Source organism: Pseudomonas sp. B21-019, from assembly GCF_024749225.1.
Taxonomy (GTDB): Bacteria; Pseudomonadota; Gammaproteobacteria; order Pseudomonadales; family Pseudomonadaceae; genus Aquipseudomonas.
In genome coordinates this window covers 3,638,854-3,662,956 of sequence record NZ_CP087193.1, presented here as the reverse complement: position 1 = coordinate 3,662,956, position 24,103 = coordinate 3,638,854, and the positions used below count along the sequence as shown (strand labels likewise).

21 protein-coding genes are annotated in these 24,103 nt (G+C 61.7%); 16 read left to right on the top strand and 5 right to left on the bottom strand.

Annotated features, from left to right (window positions below; translation table 11 throughout):
• Window positions 1–13 precede the first annotated feature (13 nt).
• Window positions 14–874 carry a LysR substrate-binding domain-containing protein gene (locus LOY36_RS16265; RefSeq protein WP_007942105.1) on the bottom strand — a complete coding sequence of 287 codons (861 nt, stop codon included), beginning with the start codon at window positions 872–874 and terminating at the stop codon, window positions 14–16.
• 240 nt (window positions 875–1,114) lie between these two features.
• Between LOY36_RS16265 and LOY36_RS16260 the strand changes: the two genes are divergently transcribed.
• The 9 genes from LOY36_RS16260 (at window position 1,115) to metC (ending at window position 11,205) form a co-directional block, all read left to right on the top strand.
• Window positions 1,115–1,957: a transporter substrate-binding domain-containing protein gene (locus LOY36_RS16260; protein WP_026345767.1), complete on the top strand. Its 843-nt coding sequence runs from the start codon at window positions 1,115–1,117 to the stop codon at window positions 1,955–1,957.
• A 65-nt stretch (window positions 1,958–2,022) separates the two neighbouring features.
• Window positions 2,023–2,874 (top strand): transporter substrate-binding domain-containing protein, encoded by an 852-nt coding sequence (locus LOY36_RS16255; RefSeq protein ID WP_258668829.1) that lies wholly within the window; start codon window positions 2,023–2,025, stop codon window positions 2,872–2,874.
• On the top strand, window positions 2,871–4,295 hold the full coding sequence (locus LOY36_RS16250) for an FAD-binding oxidoreductase (RefSeq protein ID WP_258668827.1): 1,425 nt from the start codon (window positions 2,871–2,873) through the stop codon (window positions 4,293–4,295). Before LOY36_RS16255 ends, LOY36_RS16250 begins: the two co-directional genes overlap by 4 nt.
• On the top strand, window positions 4,292–5,503 hold the full coding sequence (locus LOY36_RS16245) for an aminotransferase class I/II-fold pyridoxal phosphate-dependent enzyme (protein WP_258668825.1): 1,212 nt from the start codon (window positions 4,292–4,294) through the stop codon (window positions 5,501–5,503). The genes LOY36_RS16250 and LOY36_RS16245 overlap by 4 nt, the downstream gene beginning before the upstream one ends.
• Window positions 5,500–6,234 carry an amino acid ABC transporter permease gene (locus LOY36_RS16240; protein WP_019648695.1) on the top strand — a complete coding sequence of 245 codons (735 nt, stop codon included), beginning with the start codon at window positions 5,500–5,502 and terminating at the stop codon, window positions 6,232–6,234. The genes LOY36_RS16245 and LOY36_RS16240 overlap by 4 nt, the downstream gene beginning before the upstream one ends.
• A complete protein-coding gene (locus LOY36_RS16235) occupies window positions 6,224–7,012 on the top strand; it encodes an amino acid ABC transporter permease (protein WP_258668821.1) in 789 nt (262 codons plus the stop codon). The genes LOY36_RS16240 and LOY36_RS16235 overlap by 11 nt, the downstream gene beginning before the upstream one ends.
• Window positions 6,999–7,835 carry an amino acid ABC transporter ATP-binding protein gene (locus tag LOY36_RS16230; protein WP_258668819.1) on the top strand — a complete coding sequence of 279 codons (837 nt, stop codon included), beginning with the start codon at window positions 6,999–7,001 and terminating at the stop codon, window positions 7,833–7,835. The genes LOY36_RS16235 and LOY36_RS16230 overlap by 14 nt, the downstream gene beginning before the upstream one ends.
• A 17-nt stretch (window positions 7,836–7,852) precedes the next feature.
• Window positions 7,853–8,449, top strand: a complete 597-nt coding sequence (locus LOY36_RS16225; RefSeq protein WP_258668818.1) for a cysteine dioxygenase — start codon at window positions 7,853–7,855, stop codon at window positions 8,447–8,449.
• Window positions 8,446–11,205, top strand: coding sequence for a cystathionine beta-lyase (gene metC / locus LOY36_RS16220; protein WP_258668816.1), 2,760 nt, complete (start codon window positions 8,446–8,448; stop codon window positions 11,203–11,205). The genes LOY36_RS16225 and metC overlap by 4 nt, the downstream gene beginning before the upstream one ends.
• Window positions 11,206–11,398: 193 nt before the next feature.
• Here the strand turns inward: metC and LOY36_RS16215 are convergent, their stop codons facing one another.
• Window positions 11,399–12,589 (bottom strand): MFS transporter, encoded by a 1,191-nt coding sequence (locus LOY36_RS16215; protein WP_258668815.1) that lies wholly within the window; start codon window positions 12,587–12,589, stop codon window positions 11,399–11,401.
• 170 nt (window positions 12,590–12,759) lie between these two features.
• Here LOY36_RS16215 and LOY36_RS16210 point away from each other — a divergent pair, with 170 nt between their 5' ends.
• From LOY36_RS16210 to LOY36_RS16190, 5 genes are all read left to right on the top strand, one after another.
• A complete protein-coding gene (locus LOY36_RS16210; protein ID WP_026345769.1) occupies window positions 12,760–13,101 on the top strand; it encodes a hypothetical protein in 342 nt (113 codons plus the stop codon).
• Between the two features lie 95 nt (window positions 13,102–13,196).
• A complete protein-coding gene (locus LOY36_RS16205; RefSeq protein ID WP_258668814.1) occupies window positions 13,197–14,453 on the top strand; it encodes a TolC family protein in 1,257 nt (418 codons plus the stop codon).
• A complete protein-coding gene (locus LOY36_RS16200) occupies window positions 14,450–15,679 on the top strand; it encodes an efflux RND transporter periplasmic adaptor subunit (RefSeq protein ID WP_258668813.1) in 1,230 nt (409 codons plus the stop codon). The genes LOY36_RS16205 and LOY36_RS16200 overlap by 4 nt, the downstream gene beginning before the upstream one ends.
• Window positions 15,676–18,834, top strand: coding sequence for an efflux RND transporter permease subunit (locus tag LOY36_RS16195; protein WP_258668812.1), 3,159 nt, complete (start codon window positions 15,676–15,678; stop codon window positions 18,832–18,834). The genes LOY36_RS16200 and LOY36_RS16195 overlap by 4 nt, the downstream gene beginning before the upstream one ends.
• Complete coding sequence (locus tag LOY36_RS16190) at window positions 18,831–19,193, top strand: copper-binding protein (RefSeq protein WP_258668811.1); 363 nt, start codon at window positions 18,831–18,833, stop codon at window positions 19,191–19,193. Before LOY36_RS16195 ends, LOY36_RS16190 begins: the two co-directional genes overlap by 4 nt.
• A gap of 52 nt (window positions 19,194–19,245) precedes the next feature.
• Here the strand turns inward: LOY36_RS16190 and LOY36_RS16185 are convergent, their stop codons facing one another.
• The 3 genes from LOY36_RS16185 to LOY36_RS16175 form a co-directional block, all read right to left on the bottom strand.
• Window positions 19,246–19,944 (bottom strand): dienelactone hydrolase family protein, encoded by a 699-nt coding sequence (locus LOY36_RS16185; RefSeq protein ID WP_258668810.1) that lies wholly within the window; start codon window positions 19,942–19,944, stop codon window positions 19,246–19,248.
• Between the two features lie 47 nt (window positions 19,945–19,991).
• The gene (locus tag LOY36_RS16180) at window positions 19,992–20,507 is read right to left on the bottom strand and encodes a DoxX family protein (protein WP_258668808.1); all 516 of its coding nucleotides are present in this window, start codon (window positions 20,505–20,507) and stop codon (window positions 19,992–19,994) included.
• 195 nt (window positions 20,508–20,702) lie between these two features.
• Window positions 20,703–21,344: a ferric reductase-like transmembrane domain-containing protein gene (locus tag LOY36_RS16175; RefSeq protein WP_258668807.1), complete on the bottom strand. Its 642-nt coding sequence runs from the start codon at window positions 21,342–21,344 to the stop codon at window positions 20,703–20,705.
• Window positions 21,345–21,572: 228 nt separating this feature from the next.
• On the opposite strand from LOY36_RS16175, the gene glsB reads away from it, so the two are divergent.
• Both glsB and LOY36_RS16165 read left to right on the top strand, forming a co-directional pair.
• Window positions 21,573–22,481 carry a glutaminase B gene (gene glsB, locus LOY36_RS16170; RefSeq protein ID WP_018929762.1) on the top strand — a complete coding sequence of 303 codons (909 nt, stop codon included), beginning with the start codon at window positions 21,573–21,575 and terminating at the stop codon, window positions 22,479–22,481.
• Window positions 22,482–22,566: 85 nt separating this feature from the next.
• Complete coding sequence (locus LOY36_RS16165) at window positions 22,567–24,069, top strand: aldehyde dehydrogenase family protein (RefSeq protein ID WP_258668805.1); 1,503 nt, start codon at window positions 22,567–22,569, stop codon at window positions 24,067–24,069.
• Window positions 24,070–24,103 lie beyond the last annotated feature (34 nt).

Here is a 24,103-nt window from a genome sequence, read left to right as displayed (position 1 = left end):
ATGAGTGGCCGCGTCAAAGCCCCCGACTGCTCCTGATCAACTCATAGGCCCGACGCACCAGCGGGTTCACGGTGTTGGGCCGAATCCACAAGTGGTAGGTCACGTCCGGCAGCCGTGGCAGGCCATCGTTTTCGCCGAGCACGCGCATGTCCGGGCCGAGCATTTCCATGCTTCTGGGCGTGACGCCCAACCCGGCACGCGTTGCGGCCTTGATCCCGATCAGGTTCGACGCCAGGTACGCCTGGCGCCATGGAATATTGGCGCGTTCCAGCGCCTCCAGGGCGTAGCGACGATAGATACTCGGCTCATCCACCAGAATCAGCGGCAAGGGCTCTTCCGGCGTATGAATGTACTGCGCCGAGCAAATCCACCACACCGGCGAGGTGCGCAAGGCGAAGCCTTCGAGGCTCGGGTCTTCGCGGGTGGAGATCACCATGTCGACCTTGCCCCGATGCAGGTCATCCATCAGAAACGGGCTGCGGCCGACATCGATCTCCAGGCGCAAGCGCGGGGCCGAGCGGGCGATGTGGCTGAGGATCGGCGGCAGGATGGTGTCGGCGATGTCATGCGGCGAGCCGATCCGCAGCACACCGCTCAAGTTGCTTTCGCGCAGGGAATTCAGCGCATCGTCGTTGAGCGAGAGCATCTGCCGCGCATGACGCAACAACTGCAAACCGGCTTCGGTCAGTTGCTTCTGACGCCCGCGCTTCTCGAACAGATTCACCCCCACTTGTTGTTCCAGGCGTTGCATGTGCTGGGTGACCGACGATTGTGTGCGCGCCAGTTGCGCGCCGGCCTCGGCAAAACTGTGGTGATCGACCACGGCAATGAAGGTGCGCAGCAATTCGAGATCGAGGGTAGGTGAGGTCGACATGGCCATTTCCGGGCTGTTTTTATATCAGGGCTGCAAACATAAACATTACATTTGTTTATGTATTTTTGGCGATATTTTAGTGCTAATGCGGTAACTACGGGCACTGTGAGGATTTTCGCTTAGCAGCAATACGGCAAGTTATAACGATATTAGATATTTGAATTTCCGTTACTTCAGGACTGTACCTAGGATGCCGCCTCATCAGGTCGGGGAACGCCGATCATCCATGAGGGGAAATCCATGTTGCTTGAGCGCTCACCTGTAAAACGATGGTTGCCTGTGATGCTGGGCGCCTTGATCTCATTGGCCGCCAGTGCCGGGGCTCAGGCTGATGCCACCCTGGACAAGATCCAGCAACGGCATGTGCTGACGGTGGGGGTCGTACTGTCCGGCGGCCCTTTCGGCAGTATCGATCCGGGTACTCAGAAACCGCGGGGCTTGAACGTCGACCTCGCTCAGGAACTGGGCCGGCAGTTGGGCGCCGAGGTGCAACTGGTGCCGGTATTGCCCGCCAACCGCGTGCAGTTTTTGCAGCAGGGCAAAGTGGATTTGTTGATTGCCAACATGGAATGGACCGCCGAGCGCGGTGAGATCCTCGGTTTTGTGCCGACGCCGTTCTACCGTGTCGGCGGTACCGCGGCGCTGCTCAAGGACAGCAAGATCAGCCGTTGGGAAGACCTCAAGGGCCAGCCCGTCTGCACCTCCCAGGGCAGCAGCTACATCAAGCCGCTCACCGAATTGGGCGTCGAGATCAAGGCCTTCAAGAGCTCGTCCGAATCCTTGCTTGCGCTGCGTGGCAACAACTGCGTCGCGGCAGTGCATGACGCCACGCTGATCAACCCGTTGATCGCCGACAACGCCGAATGGCAGGGCTATCGCGCGCTGAGTCCGGAGCTCAACCCGGCCCCTTCGGTGATCTGGACCCGACCTGGCGAACGCGATACCCAGGCTCGGCTCGACCCCATCGTCAAGGAACTGCACCGCAGCGGCTGGCTGATCGACGCCCAGACCCGCAACCGCATCACCCCCGCGTCACCGGCCTTGGTGGAATTGCAGAAACAGTTCCAGGCCAACGGCGCCTGAGCGGTTCACCTCATCGTTTTCAATAGACCGCCGACGGATTCGGCGGTCGTTCAAGGTAGTCGTGCATGAACCGATATTTTTCCGCTAGAAGCCTGGCCACGCTGTGCCTGGCAGGATGCGCCGTGCTCGGCGCCAGCCTCGCTCAGGCCGATGCCACGCTGGACAAGATCGAACAACGCCACGCGATCAGCGTCGGGGTGATGCTCAGTGGTCCGCCGTTCGGCACCCTCGACCCCAAGACCGGCGAACACCTGGGGTACAACGTCGAACTGGCCAGGGGCATCGCCAAGGCGCTGGGTGTCGAGGCCCAGACTGTTTCGGTGCTGGCACCCAACCGGGTGCAGTTCCTGCAGCAGGGCAAGGTCGACATCCTGATCGCCAATATGCAGTTCACCGAAGAACGCGCCGAGATTCTCGATTACGTGCCCACGCCCTATGAAGAAGTCGGTGGCGCCGCGTTGATTCGCAAGGGTGCGGGTATCACCCAGTGGAGCGACTTGAAGGACAAACCGGTGTGCGTGTCCCAGGGCAGCAACTTCATCAAGCCATTACAGGAAACCTACGGCGCGCAGATCAAGGCGTTTCGCAGCCAGTCCGAATCGCTGTTGTCGTTGCGCGGCAATGGCTGCGTGGCGGCGGTGCATGTCAGCCCGACCATGCATACCTTATTGAGCGATGCCGAGTGGGCCGGGTATGAAATTCCGCTGCCGGGTGACTTGATCCCGTCGAACTCGGTGATCTGGATACGCAAGGGCGAGCACGATACCCAGGCGAAGCTGGATGCCATCGTGCGCGACTGGCACCGCAGCGGCTGGCTGATCGAATTGGGCGAACGCACGGGCATGGCACCGTCGCAAGCCTTGCGTGACCTGCACGAGCAATACCGCAACGCGGCACCGCTGGCAGTGCGGTCATGAGTCGACCGTTGTTCGTGGCCTTGCAGCAACTGCTCGGCGCCCGTCATGTGCAGACCAGCGAAGAGGCCGCGCCGTACCTGACCGACAAACAGGGCCGTTACGTGGGGCAGGTGATTGCCGCCGTGCACCCGGCAAGCACCGAAGAAGTTGCGGCGGTGGTGCGCGCGTGCGTGGCCTGCGATACGCCGGTGGTGGTGCAGGGCGGCAACACCGGGCTGATGGGCGGCGCGACTCCGGACGCCAGTGGCCGCGCGGTGTTGTTGCTGCTCGACCGGATGAATCGCGTTCGGGCAGTGGACACCGACAACGACACCCTGACCGTCGAGGCGGGCTGCATTCTGCACACCATTCAGGGCGTCGCCCGCGATGCCGGGCGCCTGTTCCCGCTGAGTCTGGGCGCCGAAGGCAGCTGCACCATTGGCGGCAATCTGGGCACCAATGCCGGTGGCACGGCGGTGCTGCGCTATGGCAATACCCGCGAATTGACCCTTGGTCTGGAAGTGGTCACCGCCCAGGGCGACATCTGGAATGGCCTGCGCGGTTTGCGCAAGGACAACACCGGCTACGACTTGCGCGACCTGTTCATCGGCAGCGAAGGCACCCTCGGCATCATCACCGCCGCCACCCTGAAACTGTTCCCGTTGCCCAAGGCCCAGGCCACAGCGCTGTTGGCCTTCGACTCGCTGGCCCAGACGGTGACGTTCCTGTCCCATGCCCGCGCCGGTTTCGGTGCCAGCCTGACCGCGTTCGAACTGCTCAGTGCCGGGTGCCTTGCGTTGCTGCGCGAGCAATTTCCCGAAGGCCCACAACCCTTTTCCGGTGCGCGTCAGCCTTGGTTCGCGTTGTTGGAATTGTCCGATAACCACAGCGAAAGCCATGCCCGCGAAGCGTTTGAACAGGTACTGGGCGAGGCCTACGAGCAGAGCCTGCTGGCCGATGCGCTGATCGCCGAAAGCCTCGCCCAGAGCCAGGCGTTTTGGCTGTTACGCGAGAACATGAGCGAGGCGCAGAAGCGTGCCGGTCGCAACATGAAGCACGACATCTCGGTGCCGATTTCCCAGGTCGTGGCATTTGTCGCCCATACCGATGCGCTGTTGCAGCGCCATTTCCCTGGTGTGCGGCATTACACCTTCGGCCATCTGGGCGACGGTAACCTGCATTACAACGTCGCCCATCCGCACAACTCAACGGTCGAGGCGCACATGGCCCATTACGCAGCACTCAGCCAACTGGTGCACGACAGCGCCCACGCTCACGGCGGCTCCATTAGCGCCGAGCACGGTGTCGGCCAGCGCAAACGGGACATGCTCGGGCGCTACAAAAGCCCGGTGGAACTCGACCTGATGCGCCGGATCAAGCAAGCGCTGGACCCGAACAATCTGCTGAACCCCGGCAAGGTTTTGAAGGGGAGTCAGTCATGACGCTTCGTCTGTCCAAACGCGTACAGCACGTCTCGCTGTCGGCCAATGCCGCCGCGAAATCTCAAGCCACGGCATTGCGCGAGGCTGGTCGCGACATCCTCGACCTGACCACCGGCGAGCCGGATTTTGACACCCCGGAGCACATCAAGCAGGCCGCTTATGCCGCCATCGCCGCCGGTGCCACCAAGTACACGCCGACACCGGGCGTGAAGGCCTTGCGCATCGCGGTGCAACGCAAACTCCAGCAGGAAAACCAGCTGGACTATCCGCTGGAATCGATCGTGATTGCCAACGGTGCCAAACAGATCATCTTCAATGCCTTTGCCGCCACCCTCGACGACGGCGATCAGGTGCTGGTGCCAACGCCGTACTGGCCGTCGTTCCCGGACAGCGTGCGCTTCAACGGCGGCGAACCGGTGTTTATCGAATGTGGACTGGCGCAGGGCTGCAAACTGACGGCCGAACAATTGGAGCAACGGATTGGCGAACGGACTCGCTGGCTGATCCTCAACGGCCCCGGCAACCCCAGCGGCGCGGTGTATAGCGCGGCCGAACTGCGCGCCCTGGCCGAGGTGCTGCGGCGCCATCCCCACGTGCTGATTCTGCTGGATGAACTCTACGAACATATCCGTTTCGACGGTTTGCCTGCCCAGAGCCTGCTCAACGTTGCGCCGGATTTGCAGGCGCGCTGCCTGCTGGTGGGCGGCGTGTCCAAGACCTATGCCATGACCGGTTGGCGCATCGGTTTCGGCGCCGGGCCGCAAGCGCTGACTCTTGCGATGACGGTGGTGCAATCGCAATCCACCTCGGGTGCTTCCTCGGTCGGACAAGCCGCCGCTTTGGCCGCATTCGAAGGTGGACTGGATTTCTTGCGGTCGCAAGTCGCGGCCTATCAACAACGCCGGGATTCACTGGTCAGCGCCTTACGCGAAGTGGACGGTCTTGAAGTGCTCGAACCTCAAGGTGGTTTCTTTGTGTTTGTGCGCTGCGCCGGGTTGTTGGGGCGCTATCGCCCGGACGGTCAACGTCTGCAAAGCGATGCCGACGTCGTCGCGTATTTGCTGGAAGAGGGCGTGGCCGGCGTGGCGGGCAGCGCTTATGGCTTGTCGCCGTGGTTTCGCCTGTCCATTGCCACGGCGACCGACACCGTAGTCGAAGCCGGATGCCGCATCGCTCAAGCCTGCAGGCAATTGCGGGGCGAACCATGAGTCATTTGTTGGAGCTATTCGTCCACTGGGCCGCCGGATTCGGCCTGAACTACGGCTTTCTGCTGGACGCTTATCAACGCGGAACCCTGGAGCAGGGCGCGCTGACCACGGTGTTGCTGTGCCTCTTCACTATCGTCGGCAGCCTGTTGGCGGGCGTCGGTTTGGCGGCGATGTTGACCTCGGGCAAACCCTGGCTGGCAAAACCTGCGCGGGTGTTTGTCGAAGTCACCCGCAACACGCCGACCCTGGTGCAGCTGTATTGCGCATTTCTGGTCCTGAACATGCTGCTGACCCAGGCCGTCGGCGCGGCCAACCCGCTGACGCCGTTCGCCTGGGTGGTGATCGTGATTTCGCTGCACAAAGGCGCGTTTCATGCCGAAGCCTTGCGCGCCGGGATCGAAGCGGTGCCGGCGGTAACAATCGAGGCGGCCAGTTCACTGGCATTCAGTAGCCGCCAGTTGCTGTGGAATGTGCAACTGCCGCTGGCCTTGCGCTTCGCCTTGCCGTCGCTGATCAACAACCTGATCGACCTGGTAAAAATGACCGCTGTCGCCTCGGCCATTGCCGTCGGCGACATCACCTACGCGGCGATCATGATCTGGACCCAGAGCGATAACGTGTTGGAGCTGATGATTCTGATCCTGACGTTTTTCGGCCTGCTGAGTTTTACCGTCAATTGTGTGGGTCGCCTGCTCGAAGCGCGCCTGAGGATGCCCGGCTATGGCCATTGAATCGTCCGTCACCGCGCCGTTGGCCTGGCCGCGTCGGCATGGAGGCAAGTTGCTGCTGTTGGTGGGTAGCATGCTCTGGTTGGTGTATTTCGTGCCGCACAGTCCGGTACTCAAGGCTTTGTTGCAGTGGTCGCCGGCCTTGGTCGCCGGGTTTGGCCAGAACATTCTGATCAGTCTGGTGGCAATCGGGCTGGGCTCGTTGCTGGGGTTGTTGGTCGGTGCCCTGACGTTGTCGCCGTTGTGGCTGTTGCGCTTGCCGGCGCGGATCTGGGTGCAGATTTTTCGCAATGCGCCGTGGCTGGTGCTGATCTATTTCACCACCTATGTGTTCCCGTTCGAGATCCACATCGGCAGCACTTATGTCTCGTTCCCGGATTGGGTCAAGGTCACGATTGGCCTGGCGTTGCCGGCGAGCGCCAACGTTGCGGAGATCTTCCGTGGCGCCGTCGCCTCGATCCCCAGTACCCAATGGGAAGCGGCGCGATCCCTGGCCTTCACTCGCGGGCAGATTTTTCGTTCGATCATCCTGCCGCAGTGCTTCAAGCGCATGTTGCCGCCGTGGATGAACCTCTACGCGGTGATCACCATGGGCACTGCACTGGCGTCGCTGGTGGGCGTGCATGATGTGATCGACACCGCGCAAATCGCCAGCAACACGGTGAACCTCACCGGCTTCACCGTGGTGATTTACCTGAGCCTGCTGGTGCTGTTCTTTGCTTATTGCTACCCGATTTCCCGACTCACCCAACGCCTGGAGCGACGTTATGCCTTCTACTGAAACCGTCGCCGAGCCTCTGGTCAGCCTGCGCGACCTGCACCTGTCGTTTGGCAGTAACCCGGTGCTCAAGGGCATCGACCTTGACGTGCATCGCGGCCAGGCCGTGTCGATCATCGGCCCGTCCGGCTCCGGCAAGTCGACGATCCTGCGCTGCATCACCGGTTTGTTGCAGCCCCAACGCGGCACCATCCGCGTCGGCAGCACTGAGGTTCACACCCTGGCCCAGGAAACCCAGCGCATCGAGTTACGCAAGCGTGTGGGGTTTGTGTTCCAGCAGTACAACCTGTTCCCGCATTTGTCGGTGCTGGAGAACCTGATGATCGCCCCGCGCAAAGTGCTGGGGCGCAATCGCGCCGAGGCCGAGAAAGACGCCCGCGCCTTGCTGGCCAAGGTGCGCATGGAGCACAAGGCCGATGCTTATCCGGGGCAACTCTCCGGCGGTCAGCAACAGCGGGTGGCGATTGCCCGGGCGTTGGCCATGCGTCCGGAATTGATCCTGTTCGATGAGGTGACTTCTGCCCTCGATCCGGAAACTGTTGGCGAGGTGCTGACGGTGATTCGCGAGCTGACCGAAGAGGGCATGACCTGTGTGTTGGTGACCCATGAAATGCGTTTCGCCGAAGAGATCAGCGACATCGTCTACTTCACCGAAAACGGCGTGATTGTCGAATGCGGCAGTGCCGAGCAGATCTTCCAGTACCCCACCAGTGAGCGGACCCAGGAGTTTCTGCGTCACGCCCTGGTCGATCCGGGACGCCGTCCCCGTGTCGCCAACGATCCGTATCTGTTGAGTAACCTGAGCCGCTACAGCCTGTCCGTCTAATACCGAGGAGTCTGTTCATGAGTACCGATAACCGTGCCGCCGTCATCGAGGATTTCCTCAAGAAAATCCGCGTCATCCATCAGCGTGGCGTCGACCGTGCCGCGTTGACGGAGATCGTCGCCTTGCTCGAAACCCTGGCCGAGCGCCGCGATCTGTTCAATTTCGACGTGTTCCCGGCGCCAGTGCCGGGGCAGGGCAGCACCGCGTTTCGCTACCGTCTGAACGACGATGGCGACACGCCGACGTTGTACCTCAACTCATTGTTGCCGGGTAAAAGTACGATCCCGCACAACCACGAAACCTGGGCAATCATCAGCGCCGTCGAAGGCCAGGAAATCAACTACGTCTACACCCGTGATGACGAGGGCCGCGAGCCCGGGTTCACCACGTTGCACCTGGAAAAAGAAGTGATCGTGCAACCCGGCACGTCGATCTCGTTTCTCGGTGAAGACCTGCATGGCATCCGTGTCGAAGGCGAGCAGCCGACCCTGCATTTCCACCTGTATGGCTTGCCGCTGGAATCGCTCAACGGCCGCTACGGGGTCGAGGCCGACGGGCGCATTCTCAATTACAACGCCTCGCAAATGGCGCCGTCGATCAAGGCCTACACATGAATCGGACCGTAACCCCAGGGCAACTGCAGCAATGGCTGTTCGACGGGCAGGAAATTGCCCTGTTTGATGTGCGTGAGCATGGCCAATATGGCGAAGCCCACCTGTTTCACGGGGTGAACCTGCCCTACAGTCGCCTGGAGCTGGAGGTCCGACGCCTGGCGCCGAATCCTCAGGTGCGGCTGGTGATTTATGACCAGAACGGCGGGGACATCGCGGTGCGCTCTGCTCGGCGTTTGCAGGCGCTGGGGTACAGCCGCGTGCATGTTCTCGACGGCGGTGCCGATGCCTGGCAGGCGGCAGGCCTGCAACTGTTCGCGGGTGTGCATGTGCCGTCCAAAGCCTTTGGCGAGTTGGTGGAAGAGGCCAGTGATACGCCGCATGTCACCGCCAGGCAGCTGGCCGAATGGCAAGCCCGGGGCGAGCCGCTGGTGGTGCTGGACGGTCGGCCGTTCGACGAGTACCGCAAGATGACCATTCCCGGTTCTGTCTGCTGCCCGAATGGCGAACTGGGCTATCGCGTACAGGATCTGGTGCCGGACGACAGCACGCCGATCGTGGTCAATTGCGCCGGTCGAACCCGCAGCATTATCGGCGCCCAGACCTTGATCAATCTGGGGTTGAAGAACCCGGTCTACGCCTTGGAAAACGGTACGCAGGGCTGGTACCTGGAAGATTTCCGGCTGGAGCATGGCAGCACTCGCCGCTATGCCGATGAGGTGTCATCGAAGACCTTGCCGCAACAACGCCTCGCCGCGGCACAACTGGCCGAGCGGGCCGGGGTAAAAACCGTTGCGGCGGCGCAGGTCGAGCAGTGGGCAGGGGAGGCCGCACGCAGTTTGTTTCTGTGCGATGTGCGCACTGCCGAGGAGTTTGTCGCCGGCAGTCTGTCGGGTGCGCAACACACGCCGGGTGGGCAGTTGATTCAGTCTACCGACCTGTACATCGGCGTGCGTCAGGCGCGGTTGGTGCTGATCGACAGCGATGGTATACGGGCACCGATCGTTGCCAGTTGGCTTCGGCAGTTGGGGCATGAAGCTTATGTGCTGGAAGGTGGGGTGAGTAGCGGTCTGGCGTTGCCGACGCATGAGACGCCCGCACACGAAGCGTTGCCGGTCATCACGGCGCAAGCCCTGGCCGATGCGTTGAAGGACAGAGCGGTGGCATTGATTGACCTGCGTCCGAGCATGACCTTCCGCAAAGGTCATATCGCCGGCTCACGCTGGTCGATCCGTTCGTTGCTGGCAAGTGAAGTGGCCGGTGAACAGCGACCTCTGGTGTTGCTGGCCGATGACCCGCAACTGGCCGCTTTCGCGGTGCTGGAATTGCCCGATGTTCAACGTGCGCAAACCCGGTTGTTGAGCGGCGGTGTCGACGCCTGGCGCGCGGCGGGTTTTGCGTTGCAAGAGGATGCCAACACGCCGCCCGATCTGCAGTGCATCGATTTTCTGTTCTTTACCCATGATCGCCACGCCGGCAACAAAGACGCGGCGCGTCAGTATTTGGCTTGGGAAATCGGCCTGTTGGCGCAAATGAGCGCAGACGAAATCGCCAGCCTGAAACCGCTGCGTGCGCCGTCTCAAGCGACTCGTGATGCGCGGGTGCGTACCCGTCTGGTGCAGGCGGCGCGTACCGAAAAGGGCAGTGGCAGTCGAGGTGTCAACGTGCCCGTCACTCGTTTGAGCACGGTGCTGTTCGACAACCTGGCGCAGATGCGCGATGCCCGTGCTCGCCGTGACCGGGAGCGGGTGCTGAGCTATGGCGCTCGGGGCAATCCGACCGCTTTTGCCTTGGAAGACCTGGTGACGGAACTGGAGGGCGGTTACCGCACCCGCCTGTTCGGCACCGGACTGGCGGCGGTGGCGCAGACGTTCCTGGCCTACCTGCGGCCCGGCGATCATGTACTGATCACCGACGCGGTGTATGCGCCCGTGCGGCGTCTGGCCCGCGAACTGCTTGAGCCGTTCGGTATCCAGGTCAGCTACTTCGCGCCTGACGGCAACGGCCTGCAAGCGCAACTGCAAGCCAACACCAAAATGGTCTACACCGAAGTGCCCGGCTCGCTGCTGTATGAACTCAGCGACCTGCCGGCCATCGCCGCGCTGTGCAAACCACGAGGCATTCTGCTGGCCGTCGATAACACCTGGGGCTCGGGCTACCTGTACCGGCCGCTGACGCTGGGCGCGGACATCTCGATCATGGCGTTGACCAAGTACCTGTGCGGCCACAGCGATGTGGTCATGGGCAGCGTCTGTACCCGGCAAGAAGTCTGGCAGCCGCTGGCGTCCATGAGCGACACCTTTGGCATCGCCGTCAGCCCCGACGACGCCTGGCTGGTGCTGCGCGGCGCCCGAACCCTGGCGCCACGCCTGGAGGTGCACGAACGCCAGGCCCTGGAAATCGCTCATTGGCTACAGGCGCAACCGCAGGTGAAACGGGTGTTCCATCCGGCGTTGCCCGATCATCCCCATCATGCACTGTGGCGGCGGGACTACACGGGCAGTAACGGACTGCTGTCCTTCGAACTGCGCGATGCCGACGCCACGTACGTAGAGCGCTTCATCGATGCGTTGCAGGTGTTTGGTCTGGGCGCGTCCTGGGGCGGCTATGAAAGCCTGATCACCGTCGCCGACACCCAGGATCGCAACAGTGCGGCAGATCGCGCATTGAACCCGGTGCTGCGGTTGCACATTGGCCTGGAAGATGTCGATGCGTTGACCGAGGATTTGCAACGCGGGTTCGCCGCTATCGCGGACTAGGGCTTGCGCAGCGATCCGTAGCAGCTGTCGAGCTTGCGAGGCTGCGTTCGGCTGCGCAGCAGTCGTGAATCCGGCTAACGCGACTCGCCTGACACACCGCAAGCTCTGGTTTGACGACTGCTTCGCAGCCGAACGCAGCCTCGCAAGCTCGACAGCTGCTACAAAGAGTGCGCTGCGGCTTAATTTGCCGGCATTAGGACTTGCGCAACAGGAGCAACGCCAGCGCCGCAGCCGCCAGCACCGCACCGGCAATGAAGGTGCTGGCGGAACCCGAGGTTTCCCACAGTGCGCCGGCCAGTACGCTGGCGATCAACAGGCACACGCCGCTGATCAGATTGAACAGGCCGAACGCAGTGCCCCTGAGATGTTCGGGGGCGGTGTCGGCGATCAGCGTCGCGAGAATGCCCTGGCTGAACCCCATGTGCAGGCCCCACAGGGCCACGCCTGCCAGCATGGTCATGATTGAGTCCGCTTGCGCCAGCAGCAGGTCCGCCAGGATCAGTAATCCCATGCCGACACACAGCAACTTGGTGCGGCTGATCCGGTCGGACAACCAGCCGGCAGGGTAGGCCGACACCGCATACAGCAGCGACATGACCACCATCACCATCGGCACCCAAGTGGCCGTCAGGCCTGTTTGCTGGGCTTTCAAGACCAGAAAGGCCTCGCTGAAACGGGCCAGCGTGAAGAGCCCGCCGACGATCACCACCCACCAATAGCCGCGGGAAAACTCCCGTAAAACTTTCCAGTGGATAGGCGAGCGAAAGGTGTGCTTCCCGGTGACATCGGTAGGTTCTTTGACGCCACCGACAATCAGCGCCACCGATATCACCGCAGGGATCACCGCAAACCACAACACCAGATGGATCTGCCCGAGCCAGAGCATCAGCATGATCGCCAGAACCGGACCCAGAATCGCCCCCACGGTGTCCATCGACTGGCGCAAGCCAAAGCAGGCGCCACGGATTTCGGCGGGGGCGACATCGGCGACCAGCGCATCGCGCGGCGCGCCACGAATGCCTTTGCCGATGCGGTCCAGAAAACGCGCGGTGAACACCAGGTCTACCGACTGCGCGAGAGGGAAGAGCGGTTTCGACAACGCCGCCAGACCGTAGCCCATCAACAGCAGGCCTTTACGCCGGCCGATAAAGTCGCTGATGGCGCCGGAGAATATCTTGACCACCATCGCCGTCGCCTCGGCAATGCCTTCGATCACCCCGACGGTCAGTGCGCTGGCGCCCAAGGTGGTGACCAGAAACACCGGCAGCAGGCTGTGCACCAGCTCGGAAGACAGGTCCATGAACAGGCTGACAAAGCCCAGGGCCCAGACTGTTCGTGGGATGCGCAGTGGCGTGGATTGGGCGTTGGCGAGGTTTTTGTTCACATCGAGTCCTCATCTGAACACCGGTCGTTGGTGGGCTGTCGCAGCCTGCGTGTGTTTGATTGTGGGCCAAAAGTCTGTCGATGTATCGCGAGGCCGTGCTTGCACCGTGCGATATGTTTTTCACCCAGCTGTCATTGTAAGCAACGATTCCTCTGGCTAGACTTCGGCCCATGAAACGTTATTTGCGGTGTTGCCTCATTTTCCTGATGTGCTTCGCGCTTCCGCTGAGTGGAATGGCGGGCATTCAGGCGCCCACGGAGCCTTGCCCGATGAAAACCACGGGCATGGCGATGATGGGCGACATGGACCAAGACTGCTGCCAGGACATGAGCACCCCGGCCGAGCACGGCAAAGCCTGTAAGCCCGGCCAGGAGTGCAAGACCGGCGGCATGCTGCAAGTCAGCATCGCCAAACCTCCAGTCACCTTGTTCAACCCCGTCGTAACCACGTTTTTTGTAGACGCACTGCCTGTCCAGACCCCGTCCGGGGTATGGCGACCCCCTCGCGCCTGATTCCTGTTCCACGCTGAGCCCCATTCCGCCTTCACGGGATGGCGTTGCTGTGCGCCTTTGAAAGCGCGCAGTGGATCATCACAGGAATTGTGAACATGAACTCCATGTGCTTTCGCACAGGGTGGCCGCTGGCGGCTGCCCTGGCGGCAAGCGTGCTGGCCTTGCCGTGCGCTGCTGCCCCATTGACTCTCGACGAAGCCCTGCGGCTGGCTGACGACAACGCGCCGTCCCTCACAGCCCAGGCCGAAAAACTCCAGGCGGCCAGAAGCGCTGCCATTCCTGCCGGCGAGTTGCCCGACCCCAAGCTGGTGCTGGGGGTGCAGAACTTTCCGGTGGGCGGTCCCGATCGCGGGACGCTGGATCACGATTTCATGACCATGCAAACGGTCGGTGTGATGCAGGAAGTGCCCAATGGTGACAAGCGTCGGGCGCGTACTGAAGTTGCCGAGGCCGCGGTTGAGCTGGCCGCTGCGCAAGGGCGTGTCGAACGCCTGAATGTACGGCAGGCCACGGCGCTGGCCTGGATCGGCAGTTATTCGGTGGAGCTGAAACAGACGCTGTTCCAGGCGTTTTACCGCGAGAATCGGTTGTTGGCCGACACCGTTCGTGCACAGATCGCCAGCGGTCGGGCTCAGCCTGCCGATGCGGTGACACCGAAACAGGAAGCGGCGCAACTGGAAGAGCAACAAGACCAATTACTGCTGCAACGTGCGCAAGCCCGCGCGGCACTCAAGCGCTGGATTGGTTCTGCCGCCAACGAACAACCGGTCGGAAACTGGCCGCAATGGCCCATCGATACGTCGGGTTACGTCCACAAGCTTGAGCATCACCCCTCATTGGCGGCGTTTGCGCCAATGACCCGTGAGGCGCAGGCCAAAGTTCGTGAGGCCGAGGCTGACAAACGGTCCGACTGGAGTTGGGAGGTCGATTATCAGCGGCGCGGTCGGGAATTTGGCGACATGGTCAGCGTGCAATTCACCTTCGATCTGCCGCTGTTCCCCGACACCCGGCAGAACCCGAAGATCGCGGCAAAGCGTGCTGAGCTGAATCAACTGGAGGCCGAACGCGAAGCCCTGACCCGTGAGCACACCCAGCAACTGGAAGAACAACTGGCCGACTATCAACGGCTCGACCGTGCTGTGCGGCGTTATCAGGAAAGCCTGTTGCCGCTGGCCAAAGAAAAGGTCGAGTTGCTCATGGCCAGTTACCGAGCGGGTAAAGCTGATTTGTCGGCCGTCGTCGCCGCCCGGCGTGAATTGATCGACGCCCGCCTGAAACAGATCGATGTCAACGAACAGAAAGCGCTGACCAGTGCTCGGCTGTATTTTGCGTATGGGGAGGCGGGTCAATGAGCATTCAGCGTTTCAAAGGTGTTCTGTGGGTTGGTGGCGCACTGGCGCTGGGCGGTGTCTGCGGTTACTGGCTTGCCCATAAAGCTGAGCCCGTCGTTCAAGGCACCATGACCCAGGACGAGCGCAAGGCCTTGTACTGGTACGACCCGATGTACCCGCAGCAAAAGTTCGACAAGCCCGGCAAGTCGCCTTTCATGGACATGGAACTGGTGCCGCGCTACGCCGACGGCGCCCGGGACACAGCCGCGGTGCAGATCGACGCGAGCGTGACGCAGAACCTGGGCGTTCGTCTGGCTACCGTAACCCGTGGCGCTCAGGCTTCCAGCCTCGAAGCGGCAGGCGTGCTGACCTACAACGAACGGGATGTCGCGGTGATCCAGGCACGCACGCCGGGTTTTGTCGAACGGGTGTATGCCCGTGCACCGGGCGATGTACTCAAGGCTGGCGCGCCATTGGCGGACATTCTGGTGCCTGAATGGGCCGCGGCCCAGGAAGAGTTCCTGGCACTCAAAAACGTGGGCGATGCCGGCCTGTTGGCGGCGGCCCGTCAACGCCTGCGTCTGACCGGAATGCCGGCGGCGTTGATCGCTCAAGTTGAGCGCAGCGGCAAGGTGCAGGCAAACCAGACCATCACCACTCCCACTGCCGGCGTGTTGCAGGAGTTGAATGTACGTGCCGGCATGACCCTGGCCGTCGGCGAGACGCTGGCCAGGGTCAACGGCCTTGATCGTGTGTGGCTGGCGGTGGCCGTGCCGGAGTCGGCAGCCGGGGGAGTCGAGGTCGGCCAGACGGTAGAGGCCAGGCTGGCGGCGTTCCCTGACGCAATCCTTCACGGTACGGTCAGTGCGATCCTGCCGCAAACCAGCGCGGACAGCCGAACCGTCAGCGTGCGGGTTGAATTGCCCAATCCTGACGGCCGCTTGCGCCCGGGCCTCACGGTGCAGGTGCGGTTGAATCGGTCGACTGAGCAAAGCGTGTTGTGGGTGCCGAGTGAGGCATTGATTCGCACCGGGCGACGCGTGTTGGTGATGCTTGCCGAAGACGGCGGGCGCTATCGCCCGGTAGAGGTGCGGGCAGGTCAGGAAAACGATGGGCAAACAGCGGTTCTGAACGGTCTGGAGGAGGGGCAACAGGTGGTGAGTTCGGGCCAGTTCTTGCTCGACTCGGAAGCCAGTCTCAAAGGGCTGACTGTTCAGCCCCTGGAACAAACCGGAGCCCAGCCATGATTGCCGCGCTGATTCGCTGGTCCGTGGCTAATCGTTTCCTGGTGCTGCTGGCGACCTTGTTTGTCACGGCCTGGGGCGTCTGGTCAGTCCAAAGTACCCCCATCGATGCACTGCCGGATCTCTCTGATGTTCAAGTGATCATCCGTACACCCTATGCAGGCCAGGCGCCGCAGATTGTCGAGAACCAGGTGACCTATCCCCTGGCAACCACCATGTTGTCGGTACCCGGTGCGAAGACCGTTCGCGGCTATTCCTTTTTCGGTGACAGCTTTGTCTACGTGTTGTTCGAGGATGGAACCGATATGTATTGGGCGCGCTCGCGGGTGCTGGAGTACCTGAGCCAGGTCCAGAGTCGCCTGCCGGCCAGCGCCAAACCGGCATTGGGGCCGGATGCCACCGGGGTTGGCTGGATCTATCAGTACGCCCTGGTGGATCGCAGCGGCGGGCATGACCTCGCACAACTGCGCGCCCTGCAGGACTGGTTCCTCAAGTTCGAACTCAAGACGCTGCCCAACGTTGCCGAAGTGGCCACCGTGGGCGGGATGGTCAAGCAATATCAGGTTCAGCTCGACCCGCTGAGAATGGCCAGCCTGGGGATCACACAGGCCCAGGTCACCGAGGCGATCGGCAAGGCCAATCAGGAAACCGGCGGAGCTGTGCTGGAGATGGCTGAAACCGAGTTTATCGTGCGCGCTTCGGGCTATCTGAAGACCCTTGATGACTTCCGTGCCATCCCCCTCAAGCTCGGCGTGGGCAGCGTGCCTGTCACCCTCGGCGATGTGGCGACGATTCAACTGGGGCCGGAGATGCGTCGTGGTATCACTGAACTCGACGGCAAAGGCGAGACCGTGGGCGGCGTGGTTATTTTGCGCAGTGGCAAGAATGCCCGCGAAACCATTGCGGCGGTTAAAACGAAGCTCGATGAATTGAAACGCAGCTTGCCGACCGGTGTGGAGATTGTCACCACCTACGACCGCAGCAAGTTGATCGATCGAGCCGTGGAGAACCTCACCCACAAGTTGATCGAGGAGTTCATCGTCGTCGCGCTGGTCTGCGGGATTTTCTTGTGGCATCTACGCTCGGCGCTGGTGGCAATCATCTCTTTGCCGATTGGGGTGCTGATTGCTTTTATCGTCATGCGTCATCAAGGGATAAACGCCAACATCATGTCCCTGGGCGGGATCGCGATTGCCATCGGTGCGATGGTCGATGCCGCGGTGGTGATGATCGAGAACGCCCACAAGAAGATCGAGGCCTGGCACATCGCTCATCCGTCGGAAGCACTCAAAGGTGAACGTCACTGGCAAGTGATGATCGACGCGGCGGTGGAGGTAGGGCCGGCGCTGTTCTTTTGTCTGTTGATCATCACGCTGTCGTTTATTCCGGTGTTTACTCTGGAGGCTCAGGAAGGGCGCTTGTTCGGACCCCTGGCGTTCACCAAAACCTACGCCATGGCCGCCGCGGCAGGGCTGTCGGTGACTCTGGTGCCGGTGTTGATGGGCTACTGGATTCGCGGGCGGATCCCTGACGAACGACAGAACCCGCTGAATCGCTGGTTGATCAGGCTCTATCAACCGTTGCTGGACGCAGTGCTGCGCCGACCGAAAATCACCCTGTTGGCTGCGTTGCTGATCTTTTTCAGCGCGTTGTGGCCGTTGTCTCGCTTAGGGGGCGAGTTCCTGCCGCCGCTGGATGAAGGTGATCTGCTGTACATGCCCTCGGCGTTGCCGGGATTGTCTGCACAGAAAGCGGCGCAGTTGCTCCAGCAGACGGACCGGCTGATCAAAACCGTGCCGGAAGTCGAACACGTTTTCGGCAAGGCCGGTCGTGCCGAAACCGCCACCGACCCGGCACCGCTGGAGATGTTCGAAACCACCATCCAGTTCAAGCCACATGAACAATGGCGCCCAGGTATGACCCAGGAAAAACTGGTGGAAGAACTGGATCGAGTGGTGCGTGTCCCGGGGCTGACCAATATCTGGATTCCGCCGATCCGCAACCGCATCGATATGCTCGCCACCGGTATCAAAAGCCCGATCGGAATCAAGGTTTCCGGTAGCGATCTGGCACAAATCGACGTGGCCACGCAGGGTGTCGAGCGCGCTGCCAAAGGCGTACCGGGCGTCAGTTCCGCGCTGGCCGAGCGTTTGACCGGCGGGCGCTATATCGATGTGGACATTGACCGTAAGGCTGCCGCTCGTTACGGACTGAATATTGCCGATGTGCAATCGATCGTGGCCGGTGCCATCGGCGGTGAAAACGTTGGGGAAACCATCGAGGGGCGTGCGCGTTTTCCGATCAATGTGCGTTATCCCCGCGAGTGGCGTGATTCTCTCGGCGCTCTGGAGCAACTGCCGATCTACACGCCGCTGGGAAGCCAGATCACTCTCGGCACGGTGGCCAAGGTCAAGGTGACCGACGGGCCACCGATGCTCAAGAGTGAAAACGCCCGACCTTCCGGCTGGGTGTATATCGACGTGCGTGGGCGGGACATCGCCTCAGTGGTCGCCGACCTGCGTCGGGTGGTCAATGAGCAGGTCAAATTGCAGCCCGGCATGAGCCTCAGCTATTCCGGGCAGTTCGAGTTCCTCGAACGGGCCAACGCGCGACTCAAGCTGGTAGTGCCGGCCACGCTGCTGATCATTTTTGTGCTGCTTTACCTGACGTTCGCGCGTTTCGACGAAGCCTTGCTGATTATGGCAACACTGCCTTTTGCCCTTGCGGGCGGTGTGTGGTTTCTCTATTGGCTCGGCTTCAATCTGTCGGTGGCCACGGGTGTCGGCTTCATTGCGCTGGCCGGTGTGTCCGCCGAGTTTGGCGTGATCATGCTGCTCTATCTGAAGAACGCCTGGGCCGAGCGTGAAGACGCTGGCGATTGCACTGAGCGCGGGCTGGTCGCCGCGATTCGTGAGGGGGCGGTGCAACGCGTCCGACCCAAGGCCATGACGGTGGCGGTGATCATTGCCGGTCTGTTACCGATCCTGCTGGGCGGCGGCACCGGCAGTGAGGTCATGAGTCGCATCGCCGCGCCGATGGTCGGCGGAATGATCACTGCGCCCTTGCTTTCTCTGTTCGTCATCCCGGCGGCGTATCGCTTGATGCGCCGCCGTCAGCTCCTGCTTGAACCCAACCACACTCAAGGAAAAATCCAATGAAACTGACTCTGATCGCAACGGCAAGCACCTTGGTCGCGCTTGCTTTTCCTGCCCACGCAGCGCAGATGCCGGGTATGAAGATGGACGATATGAACATGGACGGCACACCGACGAAGCAGCAGGCAGCGCAGGCGCCAGTGGCTAAAGCGACGGGAACGGTCAAAGCCATCGACAGTACGAAACACACACTGACCATTGCTCACGGTGCTGTGCCGGCAGTGCAATGGCCGCCGATGACCATGGGGTTTCGGGCCACAGAGGAGCAACTGGCCTCGGTGAAGGTCGGGGATAAGGTGAACTTCGAATTTCAGCTTGAGGGTGCGACCGCTACGATCACATCGATTGAAATCGTGAAATAGCGCTCAGCGCTCCCGGCGGCACGAATGCGATTCGGCCGCCGGGCCCTCTGGTTCAAAGGTTCTGGCTGAGAAACAGCAACGTATTGCCATGCGCCTCGACCGCCGCCCGCTGGTTGTAGCTGTCACGGTGCGAGCAGTTGAAGCCATGTTCGGCACCCGGATAGACCTCGATATCGACATCGTCGTTGAACTCGAAACGCTCGGCGATTTGCTTCACGGCATCGATGGGGATGTGGCTGTCCTGTTCGCCGAAGTGCATCAGCAGCGGCACCTTGATTTCACTGGCTCGATCCAGCTGGTTCTGAATGCCGCCGCCGTAATAGGCGATCGCCACGTCGACGAAACCGTTGGCCGCGGTGTTGTACGACAGCATGCCACCGAAGCAGAAACCAATGGAGGCGATCCTGCCGTCCAGCCCGGTATGTGTCTTCAGAGTGTCGATGGCCAGTTTGATGTCGGCCTGGGCCTTGGTGATGTCGGTGGCGTTCATCAATTCGACAGCGCGTTTCCAGCCGGCTTCGTCGTAGCCCAGTTCGATACGGTGGCCGTGGCGCCAGAACAGATCCGGCGCCAGCACCAGATAACCGTCGGCGGCGTATTGCTCGGCGACCGAGCGGATGTGCTCGTTGACCCCGAAGATTTCCTGAATCAGCACGATCCCCGGCCCTTTACGAGTGTGGGGGATAGCCAGGTAAGCGCCGAAGGTGCCTTCGGGGCTACTGATTTCGATCCATTGGCTGGTTACGCTCATGATGGCTCCTTTAAACAAGTTGGATGGGGTATCGAGACGCTGGCGTATCAGCGGTGACTGCGCCGCCAGAAGAGTCGAACCAACAGCGCGTCCATGCTGAGTTTGCCGGCCCCCGAGAACAACAACGGCATGAGGGCTACGAGGTAGATCAACGGCAGTTTGAAGTTGCCGTGGCCCTTGTTGCTGATGGCATAACCCTGGGCAAGTTCACTCAATGTAGACCAATCGGCCGGCCAATGGACGGCAGCGGTCGCGACAACCGTGACCACCACCAGAATAATCGCCGAGAGCCGTGTCCCGAGGCCTGCCAGCAGGGTGAGGGCACAGATCAGCTCGGCCCACATCGCCAGTTCCCAGTTCAGCGAGGCGGGAACGTGGTTGAAGGGAAACGGGAAGCGGTCCTGGATGTCGGCGAACCAGTTCTGGCCGTTCCATTTTTCCAGGCCTGACTCGAAAAACTCCCAGGCCAGAAACAGCCGCAGGGTGAGGGGCGCGATCCAGTTGCCGACGCGGTCGAGGTTCAGGTGCAGGCCTTGGATGGCCGACGAAAGTGAAGTGTTCATGGGTTTGATCTCCGTGAGTTTGATCGTTGGCAGGCAATAACTCGTAGCCGCTGTAGCAGCTGCCGAGCAGCGCGAGGCTGCGTTCGGCTGCGAAGCAGTCGTAAAACCTGAAGTTGCGGTGCGTCAGGCAGACCGCGTCAGTCGGATTCACGACTGCTTCGCAGCCGAACGCAGCCTCGCGCTGCTCGGCAGCTGCTACGGGGTGTTGTTGGTCAGGGGATAGGCGCGGGGCAGGCTACGTTTGTACTTCTGCGCAATCTTGCCCAGCAGCCGAATGACAATCGCCGAAAACATCACGCCGAACGGCAGGACGTACCAGGCGCTGAGGGGTATGCGTTTGAAGTTGGAAAAGGCGAACACCGCCGCGATCACCCACATGCCGCTGGTGTGCAGGGTTTTCCAGGCTTTGGGGCCGATCAGGCGCGCCGTGGTTTTGAATGAGGTCAACGCCATCAACAGAATGAACAGGTAACCGACCGAACCCGGAATATTGCCGACCGTGGTGCGCCCGGGCCAGAACTCGGGGTTCAATTGGCCGTAGCTGTAGATCAGAATGGCGTGGACCAGATGGGAAAACGCGAAGGCCAGGCCGATGAAGCGTCGTTCACGCACCAGCGAGCGGCTGAAAGGCGAGGGCACCAGCACCGCCAGGGCCGATGCAGTGAACGCAGCAAGAAACAGCGCAAACGAAGTGCGTGCGGTGGCGCGAATGGCGCTGCGGGTGGCTTCCACCAGATCGGGGTTGAGCAGCAGAATCAGGCCGGTCATCAACAGCACCAGCATGGCCAGCAGGCCAAACAGCGACCAGCCATGGTAACGGGGGACTTGGGTCATCATGACAACACTCCTGAGCAAGGGCCGACCCGGTTTACCGGTGGTCAGCGGACGACAGAAGTGTTGCAATCAGCTGTATTGGCGATATGTCTGAAAGACCGCCCGGTGCAAGTTGGTGTATCCCGGACCGCGACAGATACATTCCCATACAAAACTGTGATTCAACGCCGCTCAGCGGCGTCTAGCGACAGTGTCCCCGCAATCCCATGGGGCGAGACTTCGGAACCCGGCATGCAAGCGCTGTTGAACGAGATCCTTGACGCAGTCCGACCGTTGATCGGTCAGGGCAAAGTGGCTGACTACATTCCCGCCCTCGGCGAGGTACCGGGCAATCAATTGGGCATTGCCGTCTATGGCAATGACGGCGAGTTGTTTTGCGCGGGGGACGCCGACACGCCGTTCTCGGTGCAGAGTATCTCCAAGGTGTTCAGCCTGGTGCAGGCCATCGAACACTCCGGCGAAGCGATTTGGGAACGCCTGGGCCACGAGCCGTCCGGCCAGCCGTTCAACTCGCTGGTGCAGCTGGAATTCGAGCGCGGGCGCCCACGCAATCCCTTCATCAACGCCGGCGCATTGGTTATCTGCGACATCAATCAATCGCGCTTTGCCGCTCCGGCGTTGTCGATGCGCGATTTTGTCCGGCGCTTGTCCGGCAACCCGAACATCATGGTGGACGGCAAGGTCGCCGAATCCGAATACCAGCACCGCGCGCGCAACGCGGCCATGGCTTACCTGATGCAGTCGTTCGGCAACTTTCATAACGATGTCGAAGCGGTGCTGCGTAGCTACTTCAGCCATTGCGCGCTGCGCATGAGTTGCGTGGACCTGGCCCGGGCGTTCTGCTTCCTGGCCAACGACGGTTTCTGCAAACACAGCGGCGCACAGATCCTCAGCGCCCGCCAGACCCAACAAGTCAACTCGATCATGGCCACCAGCGGGCTGTACGACGAAGCGGGCAACTTTGCCTATCGCGTCGGTCTGCCGGGCAAGAGCGGCGTGGGCGGGGGCATCGTCGCGGTGGTGCCGGGGCAATTCACGGTGTGCGTCTGGTCCCCGGAATTGAACGCCGCCGGCAACTCGCTCGCTGGCATGGCGGCGCTGGAGTTGTTGAGTCAGCGGATTGGCTGGTCGGTGTTCTAGAGCGGTGTAGGCGGGGGGCGATAATGACGCTACGGGAAATTTGCTATACATTTTCCGACCGCCCCCTGCATGGTGAAACCGCTTCATGTCTCTTGCGCTCGAACGTCTAGTCGCTGGCACGCCGATCCCTTTTGCCGGTAATCGTGTCACTGTCGTCAGCCCCGAACTGGCGGCGCGCTTCCAGCCCGGCGACCATCTGCTGGTGGAGCAGGTCAGCGGCGAGTTGTTGCTGATCCCGGTGGTGGATCAGCAAGCGGCTGTGGTCGCCATCGAGCGCGCCGAATCAGCGTTCACCGCGATGTCCAGTGTTTCGGATCACGCCATCAGCGAGTTCTTCGATCGCTTCGCGCAACGCCTGGAAACCCCGGAATGCTGGGCCTTGATTGCGGCCGCCAACCTGGCCGACATCGAGCGGGCCAAGGCGCGCGGGCGTTCCACCACGCGATTGCTGGCCGATGAGCGCATGCGCCGCGACATGATCGCAGGCCTGCGGGCCTGGCGCGATGCAGCGGCCACCCGCGGTCAAGTCGTGAGCTGCGTCGAGCACGACGGCTGGAAAGTCGAACAGGTGGTTTCGCCGCTGGGCATCGTCGCTTTTGTGTTCGAAGGCCGGCCGAATGTCTTCGCCGACGCCGCCGGTGTATTGCGCACCGGTAACACTGCGGTGCTGCGCATTGGCAGCGACGCGTTGGGCACCGCCCAAGCCATCGTCACCCATGCGTTGAATCCGGCACTGGCCGATGCCGGGTTGCCGAGCGGTGCAGTGTCGCTGGTCGAAAGTGTCAATCACGCCGCCGGCTGGGCAATGTTCGCCGACCGGCGCCTGTCGCTGGCCGTGGCCCGTGGTTCGGGGCGTGCGGTTAGCCAGTTGGGCAGCATCGCGCAACAGGCCGGCACCGCCGTCAGCCTGCACGGCACCGGTGGCGCCTGGCTGATCGCGAATAAAGATGCCGATGCCCAGCGCTTCGCCGCCGTGGTGCGCAATTCGCTGGACCGCAAAGTCTGCAACACCTTGAACGTTTGCCTGATCCACCGCGACCGAGCAGCCGAACTGGTACCGCTGTTTCTCGATGCACTGCAACAGGCCGGCACCGCTCGGGGCCAGGGCTGCAAACTGCACATCGTCGAGGGCAGCGAGCAGCATTTGCCGAGCGATTGGCGCACCGCGAGCGTCGAGGTGTACCGCGCCGAAGGCTATCAGACCGAAGCACAGGCCGAACCGCTGCCTGAGGACCAATTGGGCCGCGAGTGGGAATGGGAAGAAACCCCGGAAGTCAGCCTGAAGATCGTCGACGACCTGGATCAGGCCATCGCCTTGTTCAACCGCTACAGCCCGCAATTCACCGTGTCGCTGATCAGTGAAGATGCCCAGGCGCAGGCGCGTTTCTACAACGCGGTCAACGCGCCTTTTGTCGGCAACGGGATCACCCGCTGGGTCGACGGACAGTACGCACTGAACAAGCCGGAGCTGGGGCTTTCGAACTGGGAAAGTGGCCGCCTGTTTGCGCGCAGCGCGATTCTCTCGGGCGATGGCGTGTTCACGATCCGCAGCCGCATGACCCAGGTGGATCTGTCGGTCAAACGCTGAGAGCGGTTAGTTAAGCTACGCTCCCACGGATTTT